The organism is Aeromonas hydrophila subsp. hydrophila ATCC 7966 (assembly GCF_000014805.1).
Classification (GTDB): domain Bacteria; phylum Pseudomonadota; class Gammaproteobacteria; order Enterobacterales; family Aeromonadaceae; genus Aeromonas; species Aeromonas hydrophila.
The window spans coordinates 3,656,065-3,678,602 of sequence record NC_008570.1; the positions used below are offsets into that span (position 1 = coordinate 3,656,065).

The window sequence follows — 22,538 nt, forward strand, 5'->3', positions numbered from 1 at the left end:
GACCACATGATACCGCAAGGGGCGCCGGGAAACAGTGAAGGGTGTGGAGAATTAGTGCGCCAAATCAAGGAGAAAGCCGATGCCGACAGGAAGCCCGCCGGCGGCGTTCCGGCCATGGCCGGCTGGATATTCGCTAGGCAGTCTCCGTATTGCGGAGTAAAATGCCCGGTCCTTTGACCATGCCGCATTCAAAACAAGTCAAGAGAAGCAATGAGCAAAAAACTTCACATCAAAACCTGGGGTTGCCAGATGAACGAGTACGACTCGTCCAAGATGGCCGACCTGTTGGATGCCAGCAATGGCTACACGCTTACCGAAGAGCCCGAAGAGGCAGACGTTTTGCTGCTCAACACCTGCTCCATCCGCGAAAAAGCGCAGGAGAAGGTGTTTCACCAGCTGGGACGCTGGAAGAAGCTCAAGGCAAACAAACCCGGTCTGGTGATCGGCGTGGGCGGCTGCGTCGCCTCCCAGGAGGGGGACAACATCCGCACTCGCGCCCCCTATGTGGACATCGTCTTCGGCCCGCAGACCCTGCATCGCCTGCCCACCATGATCAAGCAGGTGCAGGAGGGGCGCGGTGCCCAGGTGGACGTCGCCTTCCCGGAAATCGAGAAGTTCGACAGCCTGCCCGAGCCGCGCGCCGAAGGGGCGACCGCCTTCGTCTCCATCATGGAAGGCTGTTCCAAATACTGCTCCTTCTGCGTGGTGCCCTACACCCGCGGCGAGGAGGTGAGCCGACCGCTCGACGACGTGCTCTATGAAATCGCCCAGCTCGCCCAGCAGGGCGTGCGCGAAGTGAACCTGCTTGGCCAGAACGTCAACGCCTACCGGGGCCCGACCTTCGACGGCGGCATCTGCACCTTCGCCGAGCTGCTGCGGCTGGTGGCCGCCATCGACGGCATCGATCGCATTCGCTACACCACCAGCCACCCCATCGAGTTCACCGACGACATCATCGAGGTCTACAAGGACACCCCGGAAGTGGTCAGCTTCCTGCACCTGCCGGTGCAGAGCGGCTCCGACCGCATCCTGACCATGATGAAGCGCCCGCACACCGTGCTGGAGTACAAGTCCAAGATCCGTCGCCTGCGCGCCGCCCGTCCCGACATCACCATCAGTTCCGACTTCATCGTCGGCTTCCCGAACGAGACGGACGAGGATTTCGAGGCCACCATGAAACTCATCGAAGAGATCAACTTCGACATGAGCTTCAGCTTCATCTACAGCCCGCGCCCCGGAACCCCGGCCGCCGATCTGCCCGATGATGTCGACATGGAGGTGAAGAAAGCCCGCCTGACCCGCCTGCAGCACGTCATCAACAACCAGTCGATGCAGATTGGCCGCGCCATGCTGGGCTCCACCCAGCGCATCCTGGTGGAAGGGCCCTCCAAGCTCGACCCCATGCAGCTGTGCGGCCGCACCGAGAACAACCGGGTGGTCAACTTCGAAGGCCCGCATACCCTGATCGGCGGCTTTGCCGACGTGGAGATCACCGAGGTGCGTCCCAACTCCCTGCGCGGCAAATTCCTGCGCGGCGAGAACGAGATGAACCTGCGCATCGCCACCGCCCCGAGCGAGATCCTCGCCCGTCGCCCGGACAACGTACCGGACCCGCTGGGCGTGGCCGCCTTCACACCCCACTAATCTGTTCACCCCATCCGGCCCCGGCCGGATGGGATCGCGTCAAGACGAGGACACTTTGAGCCGACACATCTCGACCCTGAATCTGCATCTGGAACCCGCCGACAACCAGCGTCTCGCCAGTCTGTGCGGTCCGTTCGATGACAACGTCAAACAGCTGGAACGCCGCCTCGGCGTCGAGATCAGCTACCGCGACAACCACTTCCAGCTGCTGGGCAAGCAGGCCCAGGTGGAGGCGGCCGCCGTCATCATCAAGCACCTCTATGTGGAAACCCAGCCGCTCAAGGGTGGCAAGGTGACCGACATCACCCCCGACATGGTCCATCTGGCCATTCAGGAGTCGCGGGTGCTGGAGCAGGATGACGAGCCGGCGCCGAGCATCCCTTACGGCAAGGAGGTGACGGTCAAGACCAAGCGCGGCCTCATCAAGCCGCGCAGCCCCAACCAGGCCCAGTACATCGCCAATATCGTGCGCCACGACATCTGCTTTGGCATAGGCCCTGCAGGAACAGGCAAGACCTATCTGGCGGTAGCGGCGGCGGTGGACGCGCTGGAGCGTCAGGAAATTCGCCGCATTCTGCTGACCCGTCCGGCGGTGGAAGCGGGTGAGAAGCTCGGCTTCCTGCCCGGTGATCTCTCCCAGAAGGTGGATCCCTACCTGCGCCCGCTCTACGACGCCCTGTTCGAGATGCTGGGCTTTGAGCGGGTGGAGAAGCTGATGGAGCGCAACATCATCGAGGTGGCGCCGCTCGCCTATATGCGAGGCAGAACCTTGAATGACGCCTTTATCATTCTCGATGAGGCCCAGAACACCACCACCGAGCAGATGAAGATGTTCCTGACCCGCATCGGCTTCAACTCCAAGGCGGTGGTCACCGGCGACATCACCCAGGTAGACCTGCCCCGCAACCAGAAGTCGGGCCTGCGCCACGCGCTGGAAGTGCTGCAGGGCGTCGACGGCCTGTCGTTCAACTTCTTCGAATCCAAGGACGTGGTACGCCACCCGGTGGTGGCCCGCATCGTGCAGGCCTACGAGGCGTTCGATGCCAAACAGGCGGCCGACAAAGTCGCCCCAAACACCAGCAAAGAGAGTGCCCAATGAGCGTGACCCTGGATCTGCAACTGGCCAGCGCCAGCACCGACGGCCTGCCGAGCGAGGCCCAGCTGCAGGGCTGGCTCGACGGCACCATTCTCGGCTTCCAGCAGGAGGCCGAAGTGACGGTGCGCATCGTCGACGAGGCGGAGAGCAACGAGCTCAACCTCACCTATCGCGGCAAGGACAAGCCCACCAACGTGCTCTCCTTCCCGTTCGAGGCCCCACCCGGCCTGGAGCTGCCGCTGCTCGGCGATCTGGTGATCTGCCGTCAGGTGGTGGAGCGCGAAGCCGCCGAACAGGGCAAGCCGCTGATGGCCCACTGGGCCCACATGGTTGTGCACGGCAGTCTGCATCTGCTAGGTTATGACCATATCGAGGATGACGAGGCCGAAGAGATGGAAACGCTCGAGCGCGACATCATGCAGGAGCTCGGTTTCGCCGATCCTTATCTGAACGACGAAGAGTAAAGAACCGGATGGTCATCGTCTTGAAACAGCCGACGCCCATCCTCATATAGCCACAACGATTTCAAGTGTGTTCATACGAGTAACCAAGAGAGAAAATGACCGACGATCACCCTAGTACCGGCTCGCCGAAGAAAACCTGGCTCGACAAACTCAGCCAACTCTTCCAGGGCGAGCCAAAAGACCGCAACGATTTGGTGGAAGTGATAGCCGACGCCGAAGAGCGCGATCTCATCGATCAGGACACCAAGGACATGATCGAGGGCGTGCTCGAAATTGCCGAGCTGCGCGTACGCGACATCATGATCCCCCGCTCCCAGATGGTGACCATCGAGAAATCCCAGCCAGTGGACGAGATCCTGCCGGTGATCATCGAGTCGGGTCACTCCCGCTTTCCGGTGATCAACGAAGACAAGGATCACGTGGAGGGCATCTTGCTCGCCAAGGATCTGCTGCCGTTCGGGTTTGGTGGCCACCACGCCAGCGAACCGCTGCAGCTGGAGAAGATCCTGCGTCCCACGGTGATCGTCCCCGAGAGCAAGCGGGTCGACCGTCTACTCAAAGAGTTTCGTGAAGAGCGCTACCACATGGCCATCGTGGTGGATGAGTTCGGCGGTGTCTCCGGCCTCGTCACCATCGAGGACATCCTCGAGCTCATCGTCGGCGAGATCGACGACGAATTCGACGACATCGAGGATGAGCCGGACGAGATCCGCCGCATCAGCAAGCGGGTGTTTGCCGTCAGCGCCCTCACCGAGATCGAAGATTTCAACGACTTCTTCGGCACCCAGTTCAGCGATGAAGAGGTGGATACGGTGGGCGGTCTGGTGATGCACGCCTTCAGCCACCTGCCCAAGAAGGGCGAGGAGATCGAGCTGGAAGGCTACCTGTTCAAGGTGATGCATGCCGACAAGCGCCGCCTGCAGCAGCTGCAGGTGAAGATCCCCGACAACCATGTCGCGGCCCAGTCCGAGGCCCAATAAGCCTTGACCCTTGCCAACAGCGCCCCGCCCGTCGGGGTGCTGTTCGTTTGGCCGCACGCCCCTGCTTCTCCCCGGTCACAAGGCCCATCATCGCCCTTTTATTCCCTCGCTTATTCCCTCGCTTCGGGCCGTCGGCCGGGAGGCTCGCCGTTGACCGCCTTTACGGGTTAAGATACCGGCCACTCAACCCATTGCAGTTCAATCCGAGCCTTATCGCCCGTGAAATTACAGCCCGTGAAATCAAAACTCCTGACCAGCCTGTTTGCCATGGCCTCTGGCGCCATCGCCGTGCTCGCCTTCTCGCCCTTCAACTACTGGCCGCTGGTGATCCCCTCCCTGCTCGGTCTCTACGCCTTGCTGGACAAGGCCAACCCCAAACAGGCGGCCTGGCGCGGCTTTGGCTACGCCATGGGGCTGTTTTTGCCGGGACTGTGGTGGATCCACGTCAGCATGACCATGTTCGGCGGCATTCCACTGCCGGTGGCCTTCGTGCTGCTGGCCGGGCTGTCGGCCTATCTGGCGCTCTATCCGACGCTGGCCTGCTGGGCCTTCGCCCGCTTCTTCAGCGGTCGCCACTGGAGTCGCTGGCTGCTCGCCTTCCCGGCGCTCTGGCTGATGGCCGACTGGCTGCGCGGCTGGGTGATGACCGGCTTCCCCTGGCTCTGGTTCGGCTACAGCCAGATCGACGGGCCGCTTAAGGGCTTTGCGCCCATCCTCGGCGTACAAGGCATCACCCTTGCGCTGCTGTTGACCGCCTCCGCCCTCTGGCTGCTCTGGCAGAGCCGCAAGCCGGCCTGGCTGCTGGTGCCGGTGGCCCTGGTGGGCGCCGCCCAGGGGCTGATGCAGCTCAACTGGGTAACCCGTGGTGAACCGGTCAAGGTGGCGCTGGTGCAGGGCAACATCGAACAGTCCCTCAAGTGGGATCCGGAGGCCCTGGTGCCGACCGTGCGCAAGTATCAGGATCTCAGCCGCGAGAACCAGGACGCCGACATCATCGTCTGGCCGGAATCGGCGATCCCGGCCATCGAGAAGGAGATGGGCAACTACCTGGAGAGCCTGGACAAGGCGATGAAGGTGAACGATACCGGCCTGCTGGCGGGGATCATCCACTACGATCTGGAGCAGCAGCGCTTCTTCAATACCGTGCTGGGCATGGGAGTGCAGGATGCGGAAGGCAAGGAGTCCTACTACTACCAGCACAAGAACCGTTACTACAAATACCACCTGCTGCCCATCGGCGAGTTCGTGCCCCTTGAAGATCTGCTGCGTCCCATCGCTCCCTTCTTCAACCTGCCCATGTCCTCCTTCAGCCGCGGTGACGAGGTGCAGCCGAACCTGATCGCCAAGGGGCTCAAGTTTGCCGCCGCCATCTGCTACGAAATCATCTTCCCGGACGAGGTGCGCCGCAACGTGCAGCCGGATACCGACTTCCTGCTGACCGTCTCCAACGACGCCTGGTTCGGCACCAGCATCGGCCCCTGGCAGCACATGGAGATCGCCCGCATGCGCGCCCTCGAGCTGGCCCGCCCGCTGCTGCGCGACACCAACACCGGCATCACCATCGTCACCGAGATCGACGGCAGCATCATCGCCCAGATCCCGCAGTTCGAGGCCGGCGTGCTGCGCACCGAAGTGCGTCCCGCCCACGGCGAGACCCCCTACCTGCGCTTTGGCAGCTGGCCCATGTATGGCATCGCCGCCCTGCTGCTGGCGCTGGGACTGGGGCTGCGCCCCCGCGCACACCCCTGGGCGCGCAAGGGGTGACCCGGTCGTACAACCCGATAAATGAGAGAGGCGCCCAAGGGCGCCTCTCTTCTGTTCAGTCTGATACCCGATCAGAACCTGTTCAGGCTCTGTAACGAGAGGTCGTCAGCAAGGTGAAGAGCAGCGCAGGAACCGGAGCGTATAGATATACGTGAGGATTCCGAGCAGCACATGAGCCTTGATCACGGCCTCGCAGCAAGAGCGTGGGCAGGTTCTCAGGGGGAGAGCGGCTCACGGTGATACTCATCGGCCCCGCACTCGGGACAAGTGCCGAGCTGTTCGGGGTGCAGCACGGTATGGCGCCACTCGCAGTGATCGCACACCAATACCCCGAGCCCCACCCAGTCGCCGGCACGGTAGACGCCCTTGTGCTCCAGCTCGTCCGCCAGCTCCTGCCACTCCACCTGGGTGCGGTCGGTCACGTCCGCCAGCCAGGACCAGGCGGTGTCCTTGAGCGCCAGCATGAAGGCGGACTCCTCCACCTGCTCATCCTTGCGCCCCTCGTCATAGTTGCCCAGATCCCGCTTCACATACTCGGCGATCAGCGCCAGCTCGTCCTGGGTCAGGTCCCCGGCCGCCTCCAGATAGGCCTGCACCTTGGCGATCATCCGGTTGAGGCGCTCCCCCTGGAACTGTTCTGTCTCTTGCCACTGCTTTTGCAGCTCGGCAATGAAGGCTTCGTACCCTTTTTGACGTTTGTCCATGGCCGTTACTCCTCTACTGAACCCTGATCAGGCCCGGCTTAAGGCCCGAGGGACGCTGGCGGTTGTTGCCGCCGCAGGATATGGGTATTCTATTGCGATTTCCCAGCTGATTTATCTATCCATTTCACAGATCCGGATGTCACCAATGCAAGAGCAATACGTTCCCCAATCCATAGAACCAGCAGTGCAAAAGCACTGGGATGCCAAGAAAACCTTCAAGGCGGTGGAGAAAGTAGACAAGGAAAAGTTCTACTGCCTCTCCATGTTCCCCTATCCGTCTGGTCGTCTACACATGGGGCACGTTCGCAACTACACCATAGGTGATGTGATCTCCCGTTATCAACGCCTCAATGGCAAGAACGTGCTGCAACCCATCGGTTGGGACGCATTCGGCCTGCCGGCGGAAAACGCCGCCATCAAGAACAACACGGCACCGGCGCCCTGGACCTACGAAAACATCGAATACATGAAGAACCAGCTGAAGATGCTGGGTCTAGGTTATGACTGGGATCGCGAGCTGGCCACCTGCAAGCCGGACTACTACCGCTGGGAGCAGTGGTTCTTCACCAAGCTCTACGAGAAGGGTCTGGTCTACAAGAAGACCTCCTCCGTCAACTGGTGCCCGAACGACATGACCGTACTGGCCAACGAGCAGGTGGTGGACAACTGCTGCTGGCGCTGTGACACCCCGGTGGAGCAGAAAGAGATCCCCCAGTGGTTCATCAAGATCACCGATTATGCCGAAGAGCTGCTGAACGATATCGACAATCTGGAAGGCTGGCCTGAGATGGTCAAGACCATGCAGCGCAACTGGATTGGCCGCTCCGAAGGGGTCAACATCAGCTTCGCCATCGAGGGTCAGACTGAGCATCTGGAGGTCTACACCACCCGTCCGGACACCTTCATGGGCGTGACCTATGTCGGTATCGCCGCCGGCCACCCGCTGGCGCTGCAGGCAGCCGAGAGTAACCCCGAGCTCGCCGCCTTTATCGAAGAGTGCAAGAACACCAAGGTGGCCGAAGCCGAGCTCGCCACCATGGAGAAGAAGGGCATGGCCACCGGCCTCTACGCCATTCACCCGCTGGATGGCCGCAAGGTGCCGGTCTGGGTCGCCAACTTCGTGCTGATGAACTACGGCACCGGCGCCGTGATGGCGGTACCGGGCCACGACCTGCGTGACCATGAGTTCGCCACCAAGTACGGTCTCGAGATCAAGCCGGTCATCAAGCCGGTCGATGGCGAGCTGCCGAACGTGATCGACGCCGCCTACACCGACAAGGGCGTGCTGTTCAACTCAGGCGAGTTCGACGGCCTCGAGTTCCAGCCGGCATTCGATGCCATCGCCAGCAAGCTGGAGAGCCTTGGCTGCGGCAAGCGCACCGTCAACTTCCGTCTGCGCGACTGGGGTGTCTCCCGTCAGCGCTACTGGGGTGCCCCCATCCCCATGCTGACCCTGGCCGACGGCACAGTCGTGCCGACCCCGGAAGATCAACTGCCGGTGCTGCTGCCGGAAGACGTGGTGATGGACGGTATCCAGAGCCCGATCAAGGCCGACGCCGAGTGGGCCAAGACCACCTACAACGGACAGGAAGCGTTCCGCGAGACCGATACCTTCGACACCTTCATGGAGTCCTCCTGGTACTACGCCCGCTACTGCTCCCCGGACTACGACAAGGGCATGCTGGATCCGGCGGCGGCCAATCACTGGCTGCCGGTGGATCAGTACATCGGCGGCATCGAGCACGCCTGTATGCACCTGCTCTACGCCCGCTTCTTCCACAAGCTGCTGCGTGACGCTGGCCTCGTGAACAGCGACGAGCCGTTCAAGCGCCTGCTCTGCCAGGGCATGGTGCTGGCCGACGCCTTCTACTACAAAGACGAGAAGGGCGGCAACGTCTGGGTCAGCCCGACCGACGTCAAGGTGGAGCGTGACGAGAAAGGCCGCATCACCAAGGCCGTCGACAATGAAGGCCGTGAAGTGATCCACTCCGGCATGACCAAGATGTCCAAGTCCAAGAACAACGGCATCGACCCGCAGCTGATGGTGGAGCGTTACGGCGCCGATACCGTGCGTCTGTTCATGATGTTCGCCTCGCCGGCCGAGATGACCCTGGAGTGGTCCGACTCCGGCGTCGAGGGTGCCCAGCGCTTCCTGCGTCGCCTGTGGCGCATCACCTTCGAGCACGTCAGTGCCGGCGTAGCTCCCGCACTGAATGTGGCGGCACTGAGTGTCGACCAGAAGGCCGTGCGCCGCGAGCTGCACAAGACCATCGCCAAGGTGAGCGACGACGTGGGTCGCCGTCAGACCTTCAACACCGCCATCGCCGCCATCATGGAGCTGATGAACAACCTGGCCAAGCTGGGCAGCGACGAGCAGGATCGCGCCCTGATGCAGGAAGCGCTGGAAGCGGTCGTGGTCATGCTCTACCCCATCACCCCGCACATCGGCTTCGAGCTGTGGAAGATGCTGGGCAAGGGCGACGACGTGGATCACGCCACTTGGCCGGTGGCCGACGAAGCGGCCATGGTCGAGACTGAGAAGCTGGTGGTGGTGCAGATCAACGGCAAGATGCGCGGCAAGCTGACCGTGCCGGCCGAGATCAGCCAGGCCGACGTCGAGAAGCTGGCCATGGCCGATGCTTCGGTCCAGAAGTTCACCGACGGCCTGACCGTGCGCAAGGTGATCTACGTGCCGGGCAAACTGCTCAACATCGTGGCCAACTGATGCCATACCGCCTGGCCATGCAGACTGACCGTCTGGTTGCCAGGCGGTAACAGCAAACGGATGATAACGGCGGGCCCTGCGCCCGCCGCTCTTCACTTCATGCAAAGAGGATTTTCTATGGGCACCACCCTCACTCGCTGGCTGACCATACTGCTGACCGGTCTGCTGCTGCAGGCCTGCGGTTTTCAGATGCGCGGCACCGCCATCCCGCCCGAGTTGATGACCATGAAGGTGGTCGGTGACAACAAGAGCGACTTCTATCGGCTGGTCACCACCCGCCTCAAGGCGGCCGGTGTGCAGCTCGCCGACAAGGAGGGCATCCCGGTGCTGACCCTGTCCGGCGTCGGCAGCACCAGCCAGGTCGCCTCCGTCGACTCCATCGGCCAGGCCCGTGAATACGTGCTGGGCTACAACACCCAGTTCACCGTCTCCATGCCGGGCAAACCGACCCAGGTCTTCCCCATCGCCTTCAACCGCAGTTTCCTGAACAAGCCGGACGCGGCGCTTGCCTCCTCCCGCGAGCAGGAGCAGCTCGGCAAGGAGATGCAGGAGCAGGCCGCCAACCTGGTGATCCGCCAGCTCAGCCAGGTCAAGTTCTGATGCAAGTATCTTGATGAGAGTGTGTTGATGAGAGTCTATCCCGAGCAGTGTGCGGATCACCTCAAAGCAGGGCTCAAGCCCTGCTATCTCATTTTTGGGGACGATCCCCTGTTCAAGAATGAGCAAGCCATCGACCGTGCATCCTTCCCCCTCAACCAGGCCAGGTTCTGATGCGGATTTACCCTGAACAACTCGCGGACCATCTCAAGGCAGGGCTCAAGCCCTGTTATCTCATTTTTGGGGACGAGCCCCTGCTCAAGCTGGAAGCCATCGACGCCGTGCGCCAGGTGGCGCGCAAACAGGGCTTCGATGAGCGTCACAGCTTCGTGGTGGAGCAAGGGCTGGACTGGAATCAGGTCTACGATGCCTGCCAGGCCATGAGCCTGTTCTCGGCCCGCCAGATCATCGAGCTGGAGCTGCCGGCCAAGGTCGACAAGGAGTTGGCCGCCCGCATCAGCGAGATCGGCAAACAGCTGCACCCCGACCTGCTGCTGGTGCTGAGCGGTAATCGCCTCAACCAGACCCAGATGAAGGCAGCCTGGTTCGACAAGCTGAGCCAGAGCGGCACCTATGTGCCGGTCAACCACCCCGAGCCCCGCTTCTTTCCGCGCTGGATGAGCGCCCGCTTCCAGCGCTTCGGGCTGAAGGCGCTACCGGATGCGGTCAACTTCATGTGCCACTCCTACGAGGGCAACCTGCTGGCCGCCAGCCAGGAGATAGAGAAGCTGACCCTGCTCTCGCCGCCCCAGCCCATCAGCGTCGCCTATCTGCAGGAGACCATCATCCGCCACGCCCACTTCACCCCGTTCCAGCTCATCGACACCCTGCTGGAAGGGAAGGTGAACCGGGCCCAGCGCATCCTGCTGGCCCTGCGCGCCGAGGGTACCGAACCCGGCATGCTGGCCTGGGCCCTGTGCCGCGAGCTGGAGCAGCTCACCGAGCTGGCGCTGGCGGCCAGGGCCGGTCAGCCGCTGGTGGAGCACTTCTCCCGCCTGCGCATCTGGCAGAGCCGCCAGCAGCTCATTCAACAGGCGCTGACCCGGCTGCCCTTCGCCAAGCTGCAACAGTTGTGGCAGCTGATGGCCAGGCTCGACGACGCCCAGCGTCGCTTCGATACCGAGCAGGCCTGGCTGATGTTGCAGACCCTCGCCCTCGGTTTTCGCGATGGCACCCCCTTGCCGCTGGCGGGATCTGACGCATGATCCAGCCCGTCCACATCCCGGCCGCAACCGGAGAGAGCCCATGTTGAAACCGCCCATCGGCATTCTGGGGGGGACGTTCGATCCCATCCACATCGGTCACCTGCGCCCGGCCATCGAGGCCCGCGACGCCCTGGGCCTGGCCGAAGTGCGCCTGCTGCCGAACCATATTCCGCCCCACCGGGCCAGCCCCTTCTGCTCAAGCGAGCAGCGCCTGGCCATGGTCGCCCTGGCTGCGGCGGAAAACCCGGGCTTCGTGGTGGATGAGCGGGAGCTGAAACGGGACACCCCCTCCTGGACCATCGACACCCTCATCGAGCTGCGTCATGAACTGCCGGATACCCCGCTCTGCTTTTTGATGGGGATGGACTCCCTGCTCGGCCTGCCGAGCTGGCATCGCTGGCAGGAGCTGCTCGATTACGCCCATCTGGTGGTGAGTACACGCCCCGGCTGGCAGCCGGACTACCCGGCCGAGGTGGCCGAGCTGCTGGCCCGCCACCAGAGCCAGCAGGTGGCAGATCTGCATCGGCTGCGCCACGGCCGCATCTGGCTGGCGGACAATCTGCCGGTCGAACTGTCGGCCACCCGCCTGCGGGCGCTGCTGGCGACGGGCGCGGATCCCCGCTATCTGCTGCCGCCGTCGGTGGCACAATACATCCGCCAGCAGGGGCTGTACCGGCCGGCATGAACCCGATCGCTGCCGGCGGTTGTCCGGCACGGATCGCGCACTATAGTGATCAACAGGGGGCGAGTTTGCCAAGCGGGCACGGCCCCTGTTCCACTCCCCTTCGCCGCACTGGGAAACGGGAGTGACCATGATATAATCCGCCGCCCTCACGCCGTGAAAGCGCGCCGGAATACAGGAGAGACTCATTGCAAGGTCAAGAATTGCATGCCTTTATCGTCGACAAGATCGATGACATGAAAGGCCGCGACATCATCACCCTCGATGTACGCGGCAAATCCAGCATCACCGACACCATGATCGTCTGTTCCGGCAACTCCAGCCGTCACGTCAGCGCCATCGCCCACCATCTGGCCAGCGAAGCCCGCCATGCCGGGCTCGATCTGCTGAGCGTGGAAGGCCAGCTCACCGGCGAATGGGTACTGGTGGATCTGGGGTCGGTGATCGTGCACGTGATGCAGGATGAGCATCGCGACTTCTACCAGCTGGAAAAACTCTGGAGCGGCACCGCTCAAGTGAACGCGCAATAACCGAGTACAAGTGTAATAAACGATGAAGATCCAGTTGATTGCGGTGGGCACCAAGATGCCCGCCTGGGTAGAGCATGGCTTCGAAGAGTATCGTCGTCGTTTCCCCAAAGACATGCCGTTCGAGCTGGTCGAGATCGGCGCCGGCAAACGTGGCAAAAATGCCGACATCCCCCGCATTCTGCAAAAAGAGGGGGAAGCCATGCTGGCGGCGGCCGGTCGTTCGCGTATCGTGACCCTGGATATTCCCGGCAAACCCTGGACCACCGAGCAGCTCGCCGTGCAGCTGGAAGCCTGGAAGCTGGATGGCCGCGACGTGGCCCTGCTGGTGGGCGGTCCTGAAGGGCTGTCGCCCGAGTGCAAGGCTGCCGCCGAACAGAGCTGGTCGCTGTCGCCGCTGACCCTGCCCCACCCGCTGGTGCGGGTGCTGGTGGCCGAGAGCCTCTATCGCGCCTGGAGCATCACCACCAATCATCCGTATCACAGAGAGTGAGCCATGCACTATTCCAGCATCACCCTCTCAACCCAGAATCACAGAGCGTGAGCATGCACATCTGCACCCCGTTTCTCACCTGCTCGACAGTCATAAGGTAGCGGCATGCTGAAGAATCGCATCGAGATGCGCGACCACAGCGCCGAGGGTCGCCTCTTCTTCCGACGTACCCTGGTCGCCTACATCGGCATGATAGTGCTGATGCTGGTGTTGCTGGGCAACCTCTATTACCTGCAGGTCGAGTCTTACGACACCTACCAGACCCGCTCCAACGACAACCGCATCCGGGTGGTGCCGGTGGCGCCGCCGCGCGGCCTCATCTATGACGCCAACGGCGTGCTGCTGGCGGAGAACCGCCCGGTATACAGCCTGGAGATAGTGCCGGAAGAGACCAAGGATCTGGAGAGGACCGCCGACGAGCTGATCGCCCTGCTGAAGCTGCCGGAGGGCACCAAGGAGAAGTTCCTGGCCGAGGTCAAGCGCCAGCGCCGCTTCAAGCCGGTGGCCCTGTTCGAGAAGCTGACCGAGTATCAGGTCGCCCTCTTCTCGGTCAACCAGCACAACTACCCCGGGGTCAGCATCGAGGCCTACCTCAAGCGCTACTATCCGTTCGGTGACACCCTCACCCATGCGCTGGGCTATGTGGCCAAGATCAACACCCGCGACGTGGAGCGCCTCGACAAGGAGGACAAGCTCGCCAACTATGCCGCCACCAAGGACATCGGCAAGCAGGGGGTGGAGAAGTACTACGAGGATCAGCTGCACGGCGTGGCGGGCTACCAGGAGGTCGAGGTCAACAACCGCGGCCGGGTGGTGCGTACCCTCAAGTTCCAGCCGCCCGAGCCCGGCAAGGACATCTACCTCAACATCGACATCCGCCTGCAGCTCAAGGCGCAGGAGTTGCTGGCCGGTCGCCGCGGCGCCATCGTGATGATGGATCCCAATACCGGCGCCATTCTGGCCATGGAGTCGAGCCCGAGCTACGACCCCAACCTGTTCGTGACCGGCATCTCCAGCGCCAACTACTCGGCGCTGCTCAACGATCCGGCAAGGCCGCTGGTGAACCGCACCACTCAGGGCATCTATGCCCCCGCTTCCACCGTCAAGCCCATGATGGCGGTGATGGGGCTCAACGAGGGGGCCATCACCCCCAACTACCGCTACTTCGGCGGCCCCAGCTTCTCCATCCCCGGCACCACCAAGAAGTTTCGCGACTGGCGCCGCTGGGGCCACGGCTGGCTCGACGTCTACCGCGCCATCGAAGTGTCGGCGGATACCTACTTCTACGATCTCGCCTACCGGGTCGGCATCGACAAGATCAACAGCTACATGACCAAGTTCGGCTTCGGTCAGTACAGCGGCGTCGATCTGTACGAGGAGACCAAGGGGGTGATGCCGTCGCGCGACTGGAAGATGGCCCGCTGGCGCCAGCCCTGGTATCAGGGTGACACCATCTCCATCGGCATCGGCCAGGGCTACTGGAGCGCCACCCCGATCCAGCTGGCCAAGGCCATCAGCATCCTGACCCAGAACGGCCACGACGTGACGCCGCACCTGCTCAAGAGCACCGCCTCCATCGATGGCGTGGTCAATGCCCCCATCAACCCGAACATGGCCATCCAGACCAAGAGCGACAGCTACTGGCAGGTGGCCAAGGACGGCATGTGGCGAGTCATCAACGGTCACGAGGGAACGGGTCGGCGCGCCTTTGCCAACACCCCCTACAAGGCGGCAGGCAAGTCCGGTACCGCCCAGGTGGTGGGGCTGAAGGAGAACCAGGTCTACAACGCGGCCACCACCAAGGTGGAGCACCGCGACAACGCCCTGTTCGTCTCGTTCGCCCCGTTCGAAGCACCCAAGGCGGTCGTCGCCCTGGTACTGGAAAACGCCGGTGGCGGCAGCAGCATGGCCGCCCCGGTGGCCCGCCAGATGCTGGATGCCTACCTGCTGCCACCGGAGCCGCAACTGCCGCCGGCACCGGCCAAGAAGCCCCAATCTGAAGAGGTCGCTCCTCATGAGTAATTCCGCTCGCCAGCAGAGCATCTGGTACAAGCTGCACATCGACTTGCCGCTGCTGCTCGGCCTGCTGACCCTGATGTCCCTCTCCATGGTGGTGCTCTACTCCGCCTCCGGCCAGGACGTCGACTCCATCGTGCGCCAGCTGGTGCGCGGCGGGCTGGCGTTCGCCCTGATGATCGGCATGGCCCAGCTGCCTCCCTCCCTCTATGCCCGCTGGTCGGTGCCGCTGTTCGTGGTGGTGGTGCTGCTGCTGGTCGCGGTGGACGTGTTCGGCCATATCGGCAAGGGGGCCCAGCGCTGGCTCGATCTCGGCTTCATGAAGTTTCAGCCCTCCGAGGTGATGAAGCTCTCCATGCCCATCATGGTGGCCGCCTGGCTCAGCCGCCACTCGCTGCCGCCCAAGTTCAGCCACCTGGTGCTGAGTCTCATCATGGTGCTGCTGCCCACCCTGCTGATCGCGGCCCAGCCTGACCTCGGCACCTCCATTCTGGTGGCCGCCTCCGGCTTTTTCGTGATCTTCCTGGCGGGGATCAGCTGGTGGCTGATCGGGCTGGCGGTGCTGCTCATCTGCGCCTTCATGCCGGTGCTCTGGTTCTTCCTGATGCACGACTACCAGCGCCAGCGGGTGCTGATGCTGCTCGACCCTGAGAAGGACCCGCTCGGTCGCGGCTATCACATCATCCAGTCCAAGATAGCGATCGGCTCCGGCGGCGTGTTCGGCAAGGGCTGGCTGCAGGGCACCCAGTCCCAGCTCGAGTTTCTGCCCGAGCGCCACACCGACTTCATCTTCGCGGTGTTCAGCGAGGAGTTCGGCCTGGTGGGCGTGGCCCTGCTGCTGGTGATCTACCTCTACATCATCAGCCGCTGCCTGTTTATCTCCATGCAGGCCCAGAACAGCTTCGAGCGCCTGCTGGGCGGTGCCCTCACCCTCACCTTCTTCGTCTACGTGTTCGTCAACATGGGCATGGTAAGCGGCATCCTTCCGGTGGTGGGGGTACCCCTGCCGCTGGTGAGCTACGGCGGCACCTCCATGGTGACCCTGATGGCTGGCTTCGGCATCCTGATGTCCATCCAGACCCACAGAAGGCTGCTGGCATGATGAGGTGGATATATTCTGCCGGTGGTAGGGGCCCCCTGCCGCTGGTGAGCTACGGCGGCACCTCCATGGTGACCCTGATGGCCGGCTTCGGCATCCTGATGTCCATCCAGACCCACAGAAGGCTGCTCGCCTGATGCGACTGGCCGGTTTGCTGCTCTCTCTCGTTGCCCTCACCGCAACGGCGGCCGTCGAGCCCCCGGGGCTCGCCCGGCTCGCCGAGCAGCAACAGGTGCCGCTGGCCCAGCTGCAGGCCGCCGCGGCCCAGGCCAGCTTGCGCCAGGAGGTGCTCGACACCATCAGCCGCCCCTGGGAGGCCAAACCCTGGCACCGCTACCGGCCACTGTTCATCACCCCGGAGCGGATCCGGGATGGTGTCGACTTCTGGCAACGCCACGCCGCCACCCTGGCGCGGGCCGAGCAGACCTACCAGGTGCCAGCGTCGCTCATCGTCGCCATCATCGGCATCGAGACTTTCTACGGCCGCCAGATGGGCCGCCATCCGGTGCTCGACAGCCTCTATACCCTCGGCTTTCACTACCCGGAACGGGCAGACTTCTTTGCCAAGGAGTTTGCCCAGCTGGTGCTGCTTGCCCGGGAAGAGAAGTGGCCACTCACCCGCCTGAAGGGCTCCTATGCCGGCGCCATGGGCATGGGGCAGTTCATGCCCTCCAGCTATCGCCACTACGCGGTCGATTTCGACGGCGACGGCAAGCGCGATCTGTTCGCCAACCCGGTGGATGCCATCGGCAGCGTTGCCCACTATTTTGCCGAGCACCAGTGGCGCTGGGGGGAGTCGCCGGTCGAACCCGCCTTGATCGGGCTGGCGCCAGTGAGTACCCTGCTGGGGCCTGCCCCCGAGCTGACCCAGACCTGGGCCGAGCTGGCTACCGCAGGCATTGAACTCGCCACCCCGCTGGCACCCGACACGCCGGTGAAACTGCTGGCATTGGAACAGGCCGATGGACCGGAATACTGGGTCGCGCGCCACAATTTTTATGTGATCACCCGCTATAACCGCAGCCCGCTCTATGCGATGGCGGTGCATCAACTCAGTCAAGCAATCCAGGACGCGTATGCATTACAGCCACAAACTTCTCCCGCTCAGCCTGACCTTGTTGCTGGCCGCCTGTAGCAGCCAGCCGGAGCAGCTTCCCCCGCCTCCCGAACCGATCCAGCCGGAAAAACCCCAGGTCATCGAGATCCCGCAAGCCACCGGCGCCATCCCGCGCCCCGAACCCCTGAGCGCCAGCGGCAACCGGGATTACTGGATAGGCAAGCAGAAGAACGAGGTGTGGCGCGACATCAAGCACTACAGCGAAGAGGGCACTGCCAGCTGGCTGGCGCAGGATCTGGACGGCCAGAAGACCGCCAACGGCGACGTGCAGGACAGCAAGCTGTTCAGCGCCGCCCACCGCAACCTGCCGCTGCCAAGCTATGTGCGGGTCACCAACCTGGACAACGGGCTGGAGACCATAGTGCGCGTCAATGATCGCGGCCCCTTCGGCAGCGACCGGCTGATCGATCTCTCCCATGCGGCAGCCAAGCAGCTGGAGATGGTGGAAGGAGGCGAGGCACGGGTGCGGGTCGAGCTCATCAACGACACCCCGGACCAGATGGTGATCATGGCCCCCATGAAGCCCATCGAGATGACGCCGACCACGCCGGCGGCAGCGGCCCCTGCCGCTCAGGACGGCTTCGTTGGTCAGCCCACCGAACTGGCCATGGCTACACCGGCCGCCGCCGAACCGGCCCCCGTCAAGGCCCCGGTCGTCAAACCCGCCAAACCGGCAGCGGCCAAGGCGGCCACGCCCGCCAGCAGCGGCGAGGGCAAGATGATCCAGGTGCTGGCCAGTGGCTCGCAGGCACGGGCCGAGGCGATGGGCAAGGTGATGACCCAGCGCCATGGGGTGCCCTACCAGGTGGTGGCCCACGGCGCCATCTTCCGGGTCCTGCTGGGACCGGTCCCCGCCGCTCAGCAGAACGCCCTGCTCGAACAGATCCGTCAGGGGGGGCTGGAGCAAGCCTTCATCGTCCCCTGATAGGGAGTGGCTCACCCAGCATGAACCACCGCCAACCGCCCGCCATCACGTCGTTTCCCGGCGTGATGGCGGCAACGGATGGATAAAAAACCAGGCCAGATGGCACGTCGGGCTTTGACCGACGGTCGCTTCTGGTATAGTGAAGCCCGCATTTTTAACTTGGGTTACCCCAACCAGGCTCCAGGAATTTCAAGATGTCCAAATTTGCCCGTTCAGTTATTCTGGCCTCCCTGATAAGCGCCACCGCTCAGGCCAACACGCCTGTACCGACCCCGAACGCCAACCCCGTGGTCGTTCCCGCCGCGCCGGAGATCTCCGCCAAGGCCCATATTCTGATCGACTACTACTCGGGTCAGGTGCTGGCCGAGCAGAACGCCGAAGAGCGTCTGCCGCCCGCCAGTCTGACCAAGATGATGACCTCCTACATCATCGGCCAGGAGCTGCTGAAGGGGAACATCAAGCGCACCGACATGGTGACCATCAGCCAGAACGCCTGGTCCAAGAACTACTCCGACTCCTCCAAGATGTTCATCGAGGTGGGCAAGCAGGTCTCGGTCGATGATCTCAACAAGGGCATCATCATCCAGTCCGGCAACGACGCCTGCGTCGCCATGGCCGAATTCCTGGCCGGCAGCACCGACTCCTTCGCCAGCCTGATGAACAGCTGGGCCGCCAAGCTCGGCATGAACGACAGCCACTTCATGAACCCGCACGGGCTGGATGCGGAAGGTCACTACAGTACCGCCCACGACATGGCGCGTCTGGGCCAGGCCCTGATCCGCGACCTGCCGGACGAGTACAAGATATACGCCCAGAAATCCTTCGTATTCAACGGCATCACCCAGCACAACCGCAACCGTCTGCTGTGGGATCAATCCCTGCAAGTTGACGGCATCAAGACCGGCCACGTCAGCCAGGTCGGCTACAACCTGGTCTCCTCCGCCACCAACAACGAAGGCATGCGCCTGATCGCCGTGGTGCTGGGCGCCAGCAGCGAAGCCTCCCGCGCCGCCGAGAGCAAGAAACTGCTTACCTACGGTTTCCGTTTCTTCCAGAGCCTGACCCCGTACAAGGCCGGCACCGAGCTGGTGACCCAGAAGATCTGGATGGGCGACAAGTCTGAAGTGAAACTGGGCGTCGACAAGGACGTCTCCGTGCTGGTCACCCGTGGCCAGGGCAACAACCTCAAGGCCGACTTCCAGCTCGAGAGCGAGCTGAAGGCACCGCTGGCCAAGGGCCAACGGGTTGGTACCGTGTTCCTCAAGCAAGGTGACAAGGAGATCAAGCAGGTTCCGCTGGTCGCCCTGGAAGAGGTGCAGGAAGGTGGCCTGATGAGCCGTCTGTGGGATTACCTGGTGATGCTGGTCTCCAGCTGGTTCAAGTAACCCGCGCACAAACCTGACCAAACAGCGGCGCCAACAGGCGCCGCTGCTGTCTTTTGCGGTCGGGCCAGTCAATAACCCTGCAATCTGCAGGTTCCGCCGACTGACGATTTGTGGTAAAAAGCAGCACCTCCATGCCTCGTCTGCCAGACCGGACCTTGATCCCGGCCTGGGCAATGCCCATATACACTTGAGCAGTGCCCGCCACAGACGGGTAGATGGCGGCCCTGATGGGCCATCGGCCACTAGCCACAAGCGATGAAGTCGTCCCGTGACGACACCAAAAGGTGAGTAAATGAATACCAAGTTTGATGAACTGCTGGAGTTCCCCTGCAAGTTCCCGTTCAAGGTGCTCGGCGTTGCCGACCCGGCGCTGCCGGACATGGTGGTAGAAGTGCTGCAGCAGCACGCCCCCGGTACCTACAGCCCGACCGTGCAGCCCAGCTCCAAGGGCAACTACCACTCGGTCCGGGTCACTGTGACCGCCCAGAGCAAGGAACATATCGAAGCCATGTATACCGCACTCGGTAACATAGAGCTGGTTCGCTACGTCCTGTAAGTCGCCTCTCTCGCCCCGCCACCGGGGCGACTGATTATTTGCCAGCCGGCTGTCGTGGCCGCGCTGGCCGACCCCAGCGCCTGTCAGTGAGGAAAGATGTCACTCCAAACCCCCACCGAATCACCATCGTCAGCCCCCCGGCTGCTGGTCAGACAGCTGGGCCGCCGTCCCTACCAGCCGGTATGGGATGCCATGAAGGCCTTCACCGACAGCCGTACCCCCGACACCCCGGACGAGTTCTGGGTGGTGGAGCACGATCCCGTCTACACCCAGGGCCAGGCCGGCAAGGCCGAACACCTGCTTGCCCCCGGCGACATCCCGGTGGTGCAAAGCGATCGCGGTGGCCAGGTCACCTATCACGGCCCCGGCCAGCTGGTGCTCTACGTGCTGGTGGATGTGCGCCGCAGCAAGCTGACGGTGCGCGAGCTGGTGACCTGTCTCGAGACCGCCATCATCAACACCCTGGCCAAGAGCGGGATTGAGGCTTATGCCAAACCCGATGCCCCCGGCGTCTACGTGAAGAACCAGCTCGGCGCAGCGCTGCAGACAGAAGCCAAACTGGCCTCGCTCGGCCTGCGCATCCGCAAGGGCTGCTCGTTCCACGGCCTGGCCCTCAACGTCAACATGGACATGACCCCCTTCCTGCGCATCAATCCGTGCGGCTATGCGGGCATGGCCATGACCCAGACCAGCGCTCTGGGCGGCCCCCAGAGCGTGGCCGAGGCGCAAGCGATGCTGGTGGCCGAACTGGCCAGCCTGATCGGCTATGAGACGATCACGAATACCGAAGAGGCGGCATGAGCGAGCCCATGCTGCGTGGCCATGAGGGCACCGAGATGACCCTGGTGGCTATCAACCAGACAATAACAAACACCGAGAGTGAATCATGAGCAAACCCGTTCGTATGGAGCCGGGCGTCAAGCTGCGCGATGGCGACAAGATGGCCCTGATCCCGGTGAAATTCATGCCGGATCCCAACGAGGAAGTGCTGCGCAAGCCTGACTGGATGCGGATCAAGCTGCCGCCGTCGAGCCAGAAGATCGAGCACATCAAGAGCACCCTGCGCAAGAACAAGCTGCACTCAGTGTGTGAGGAGGCCTCCTGCCCCAACCTGGCGGAGTGCTTCAACCACGGCACCGCCACCTTCATGATCATGGGCGCCATCTGCACCCGTCGTTGCCCCTTCTGCGACGTGGCCCACGGCCGCCCGCTGGCGCTCGATCCGGACGAGCCGAAGAAGCTGGCGCTGACCATCAAGGAGATGGGGCTGAAATACGTGGTGATCACCTCAGTGGACCGCGACGATCTGCGCGACGGCGGTGCCCAGCACTTCGCCGACTGCATCAAGCAGATCCGCGAGCACAGCCCGCAGACCCGCATCGAGATCCTGACCCCGGACTTCCGCGGCCGGATGGAGCAGGCGCTGGAAGTGTTCCGCGAGACCCCGCCGGACGTGTTCAACCACAACCTGGAAACCGCCCCGCGCATGTACCGGGTTGCCCGTCCGGGTGCCGACTACAAGTGGTCGTTGGAGCTGCTGCGCCGCATCAAGGAGATGCACCCCCATGTGCCGACCAAGTCCGGCGTCATGATGGGTCTGGGCGAAACCAACGAAGAGATCGTGCAGGTACTCAAGGACTTGCGCGAGCACGGCGTCAACATGCTGACCCTGGGCCAGTATCTGCAGCCAAGCCGCCACCACCTGCCGGTGAAGCGCTACGTGCCGCCCGCAGAGTTCGACGAGCTCAAAGACGTGGCCATGGGGCTGGGTTTCTCCCACGCTGCCTGCGGCCCCTTCGTGCGCTCCTCCTACCATGCGGACCTGCAAGCCAAGGGCGAAGAGGTGAAATAACCTCGCTCCCCCCGGTCAAAAAAGAGCGCCCAAGGGCGCTCTTTTTTATGGGTCGGCCGCAGGCGGACGCCGCTCCGATTGCCGACAAAAGTCAGCGCCGTTTGCGCTCACTTCGCTGCCGGGTTAACGTGAGCCTCCCTTCTCCCCTTGAGTGATCTGCAGGATGCCGACACCGCTTATCCGCTTGCTGCCCATGAGCGAGCAGCACTACCCCGCCTATTGCGCCTGCTTCATCGAGGAGTACGCGCAGGATCTCGCCAGCAACCAGGGCCACGATCTCGCCACCGCCCGCCACAAGGCCGAGGCCTCCCTGCTGCGCTATCTGCCGCAAGGGGTGGCCAGCGCCGGTCACCACCTGCTCTGCATCCTGCCCGCAGAGGGAGCAGTTGCCCCCGCCGAGGAGGAGCCACTGGGTTATCTCTGGCACGCCATCGACAGCGACGGCACCGCCACCTTTATCTATGACTTCTATGTCGCACCGGCCCACCGCAGCCGGGGGATCGGCAAGGCCGCCATGGCGCTGCTGGAAGCCGAGCTCAGGCGCAGCGGTATCCGCCAGATCACCTTGCGGGTCGCCCACGACAACCCGCGCGCCCTGGCGCTTTACCAGGAGGCGGGCTTCTCCATCACCGGCTACAACATGGCCAAACGGCTGGGTTGAACGGTTTATCCCGCCCTTGTACCACCCGGACAGGGGCGTGCCACCA

General features: G+C 63.1%; 21 protein-coding genes and 2 pseudogenes. 22 read left to right on the plus strand and 1 reads right to left on the minus strand.

What is annotated here, in order from left to right; genetic code table 11:
* Window positions 1-210: 210 nt before the first annotated feature.
* The 5 genes from miaB (at window position 211) to lnt (ending at window position 5,948) form a co-directional block, all read left to right on the plus strand.
* Window positions 211-1,644, plus strand: a complete 1,434-nt coding sequence (gene miaB, locus AHA_RS16400; RefSeq protein WP_011707016.1) for a tRNA (N6-isopentenyl adenosine(37)-C2)-methylthiotransferase MiaB — start codon at window positions 211-213, stop codon at window positions 1,642-1,644.
* A 55-nt stretch (window positions 1,645-1,699) separates the two neighbouring features.
* A complete protein-coding gene (locus tag AHA_RS16405) occupies window positions 1,700-2,743 on the plus strand; it encodes a PhoH family protein (protein ID WP_011707017.1) in 1,044 nt (347 codons plus the stop codon).
* Complete coding sequence (gene ybeY, locus AHA_RS16410; RefSeq protein ID WP_011707018.1) at window positions 2,740-3,204, plus strand: rRNA maturation RNase YbeY; 465 nt, start codon at window positions 2,740-2,742, stop codon at window positions 3,202-3,204. Before AHA_RS16405 ends, ybeY begins: the two co-directional genes overlap by 4 nt.
* Window positions 3,205-3,299: 95 nt before the next feature.
* Window positions 3,300-4,184 carry a CNNM family magnesium/cobalt transport protein CorC gene (corC, locus tag AHA_RS16415; protein WP_011707019.1) on the plus strand — a complete coding sequence of 295 codons (885 nt, stop codon included), beginning with the start codon at window positions 3,300-3,302 and terminating at the stop codon, window positions 4,182-4,184.
* 219 nt (window positions 4,185-4,403) lie between these two features.
* A complete protein-coding gene (gene lnt, locus AHA_RS16420) occupies window positions 4,404-5,948 on the plus strand; it encodes an apolipoprotein N-acyltransferase (protein WP_011707020.1) in 1,545 nt (514 codons plus the stop codon).
* 215 nt (window positions 5,949-6,163) lie between these two features.
* Here the strand turns inward: lnt and AHA_RS16425 are convergent, their stop codons facing one another.
* Entirely contained in the window at window positions 6,164-6,652 is a 489-nt protein-coding gene (locus tag AHA_RS16425; RefSeq protein ID WP_005298255.1) for a zinc ribbon-containing protein, read from the minus strand.
* Between the two features lie 145 nt (window positions 6,653-6,797).
* On the opposite strand from AHA_RS16425, the gene leuS reads away from it, so the two are divergent.
* From leuS to AHA_RS16510, 17 genes and pseudogenes are all read left to right on the plus strand, one after another.
* Complete coding sequence (leuS, locus tag AHA_RS16430) at window positions 6,798-9,377, plus strand: leucine--tRNA ligase (protein WP_077392314.1); 2,580 nt, start codon at window positions 6,798-6,800, stop codon at window positions 9,375-9,377.
* A 117-nt stretch (window positions 9,378-9,494) separates the two neighbouring features.
* Window positions 9,495-9,977 (plus strand): LPS-assembly lipoprotein LptE, encoded by a 483-nt coding sequence (locus AHA_RS16435; RefSeq protein ID WP_016351676.1) that lies wholly within the window; start codon window positions 9,495-9,497, stop codon window positions 9,975-9,977.
* Between the two features lie 27 nt (window positions 9,978-10,004).
* Window positions 10,005-10,112 (plus strand): annotated as a pseudogene (locus tag AHA_RS16440) (DNA polymerase III subunit delta); the annotation flags it as partial.
* Window positions 10,113-10,147: 35 nt separating this feature from the next.
* On the plus strand, window positions 10,148-11,179 hold the full coding sequence (gene holA, locus AHA_RS16445; protein WP_011707024.1) for a DNA polymerase III subunit delta: 1,032 nt from the start codon (window positions 10,148-10,150) through the stop codon (window positions 11,177-11,179).
* A gap of 40 nt (window positions 11,180-11,219) precedes the next feature.
* Window positions 11,220-11,864 carry a nicotinate-nucleotide adenylyltransferase gene (gene nadD, locus AHA_RS16450; protein ID WP_011707025.1) on the plus strand — a complete coding sequence of 215 codons (645 nt, stop codon included), beginning with the start codon at window positions 11,220-11,222 and terminating at the stop codon, window positions 11,862-11,864.
* A 185-nt stretch (window positions 11,865-12,049) separates the two neighbouring features.
* On the plus strand, window positions 12,050-12,391 hold the full coding sequence (gene rsfS / locus AHA_RS16455; protein WP_011707026.1) for a ribosome silencing factor: 342 nt from the start codon (window positions 12,050-12,052) through the stop codon (window positions 12,389-12,391).
* Between the two features lie 22 nt (window positions 12,392-12,413).
* Window positions 12,414-12,881 carry a 23S rRNA (pseudouridine(1915)-N(3))-methyltransferase RlmH gene (gene rlmH, locus AHA_RS16460; RefSeq protein ID WP_005298242.1) on the plus strand — a complete coding sequence of 156 codons (468 nt, stop codon included), beginning with the start codon at window positions 12,414-12,416 and terminating at the stop codon, window positions 12,879-12,881.
* 105 nt (window positions 12,882-12,986) lie between these two features.
* Complete coding sequence (gene mrdA, locus AHA_RS16465) at window positions 12,987-14,903, plus strand: penicillin-binding protein 2 (RefSeq protein WP_011707027.1); 1,917 nt, start codon at window positions 12,987-12,989, stop codon at window positions 14,901-14,903.
* The gene (rodA, locus tag AHA_RS16470; RefSeq protein WP_016351680.1) at window positions 14,896-15,999 is read left to right on the plus strand and encodes a rod shape-determining protein RodA; all 1,104 of its coding nucleotides are present in this window, start codon (window positions 14,896-14,898) and stop codon (window positions 15,997-15,999) included. The genes mrdA and rodA overlap by 8 nt, the downstream gene beginning before the upstream one ends.
* A 12-nt stretch (window positions 16,000-16,011) precedes the next feature.
* Window positions 16,012-16,133: pseudogene (locus AHA_RS21975) on the plus strand (FtsW/RodA/SpoVE family cell cycle protein); the annotation flags it as partial.
* Window positions 16,133-17,131, plus strand: coding sequence for a lytic murein transglycosylase B (mltB, locus tag AHA_RS16480; RefSeq protein WP_077392313.1), 999 nt, complete (start codon window positions 16,133-16,135; stop codon window positions 17,129-17,131). The pseudogene AHA_RS21975 and the gene mltB, both read left to right, overlap by 1 nt.
* Complete coding sequence (locus AHA_RS16485) at window positions 17,073-18,038, plus strand: septal ring lytic transglycosylase RlpA family protein (protein WP_011707031.1); 966 nt, start codon at window positions 17,073-17,075, stop codon at window positions 18,036-18,038. Before mltB ends, AHA_RS16485 begins: the two co-directional genes overlap by 59 nt.
* Window positions 18,039-18,232: 194 nt before the next feature.
* A complete protein-coding gene (locus tag AHA_RS16490; RefSeq protein WP_011707032.1) occupies window positions 18,233-19,423 on the plus strand; it encodes a D-alanyl-D-alanine carboxypeptidase family protein in 1,191 nt (396 codons plus the stop codon).
* A gap of 292 nt (window positions 19,424-19,715) precedes the next feature.
* Window positions 19,716-19,979, plus strand: coding sequence for a DUF493 family protein YbeD (gene ybeD, locus AHA_RS16495; RefSeq protein WP_005298227.1), 264 nt, complete (start codon window positions 19,716-19,718; stop codon window positions 19,977-19,979).
* Between the two features lie 96 nt (window positions 19,980-20,075).
* Window positions 20,076-20,780, plus strand: coding sequence for a lipoyl(octanoyl) transferase LipB (gene lipB, locus AHA_RS16500; protein WP_011707033.1), 705 nt, complete (start codon window positions 20,076-20,078; stop codon window positions 20,778-20,780).
* Between the two features lie 85 nt (window positions 20,781-20,865).
* Entirely contained in the window at window positions 20,866-21,831 is a 966-nt protein-coding gene (gene lipA / locus AHA_RS16505) for a lipoyl synthase (protein ID WP_011707035.1), read from the plus strand.
* 163 nt (window positions 21,832-21,994) lie between these two features.
* Window positions 21,995-22,492, plus strand: a complete 498-nt coding sequence (locus tag AHA_RS16510; protein ID WP_164927720.1) for a GNAT family N-acetyltransferase — start codon at window positions 21,995-21,997, stop codon at window positions 22,490-22,492.
* Window positions 22,493-22,538 lie beyond the last annotated feature (46 nt).

Coding starts and splice junctions, on each gene's coding strand:
- miaB (WP_011707016.1), top strand. CDS start 211: ATGAGCAAAAAACTTCACATCAAAACCTGGGGTTGCCAGATGAACGAG.
- ybeY (WP_011707018.1), top strand. CDS start 2,740: ATGAGCGTGACCCTGGATCTGCAACTGGCCAGCGCCAGCACCGACGGC.
- corC (WP_011707019.1), top strand. CDS start 3,300: ATGACCGACGATCACCCTAGTACCGGCTCGCCGAAGAAAACCTGGCTC.
- AHA_RS16425 (WP_005298255.1), bottom strand. CDS start 6,652: ATGGACAAACGTCAAAAAGGGTACGAAGCCTTCATTGCCGAGCTGCAA.
- leuS (WP_077392314.1), top strand. CDS start 6,798: ATGCAAGAGCAATACGTTCCCCAATCCATAGAACCAGCAGTGCAAAAG.
- AHA_RS16435 (WP_016351676.1), top strand. CDS start 9,495: ATGGGCACCACCCTCACTCGCTGGCTGACCATACTGCTGACCGGTCTG.
- holA (WP_011707024.1), top strand. CDS start 10,148: ATGCGGATTTACCCTGAACAACTCGCGGACCATCTCAAGGCAGGGCTC.
- nadD (WP_011707025.1), top strand. CDS start 11,220: ATGTTGAAACCGCCCATCGGCATTCTGGGGGGGACGTTCGATCCCATC.
- rlmH (WP_005298242.1), top strand. CDS start 12,414: ATGAAGATCCAGTTGATTGCGGTGGGCACCAAGATGCCCGCCTGGGTA.
- mrdA (WP_011707027.1), top strand. CDS start 12,987: ATGCTGAAGAATCGCATCGAGATGCGCGACCACAGCGCCGAGGGTCGC.
- rodA (WP_016351680.1), top strand. CDS start 14,896: ATGAGTAATTCCGCTCGCCAGCAGAGCATCTGGTACAAGCTGCACATC.
- mltB (WP_077392313.1), top strand. CDS start 16,133: ATGCGACTGGCCGGTTTGCTGCTCTCTCTCGTTGCCCTCACCGCAACG.
- AHA_RS16485 (WP_011707031.1), top strand. CDS start 17,073: ATGCATTACAGCCACAAACTTCTCCCGCTCAGCCTGACCTTGTTGCTG.
- AHA_RS16490 (WP_011707032.1), top strand. CDS start 18,233: ATGTCCAAATTTGCCCGTTCAGTTATTCTGGCCTCCCTGATAAGCGCC.
- ybeD (WP_005298227.1), top strand. CDS start 19,716: ATGAATACCAAGTTTGATGAACTGCTGGAGTTCCCCTGCAAGTTCCCG.
- lipB (WP_011707033.1), top strand. CDS start 20,076: ATGTCACTCCAAACCCCCACCGAATCACCATCGTCAGCCCCCCGGCTG.
- lipA (WP_011707035.1), top strand. CDS start 20,866: ATGAGCAAACCCGTTCGTATGGAGCCGGGCGTCAAGCTGCGCGATGGC.
- AHA_RS16510 (WP_164927720.1), top strand. CDS start 21,995: ATGCCGACACCGCTTATCCGCTTGCTGCCCATGAGCGAGCAGCACTAC.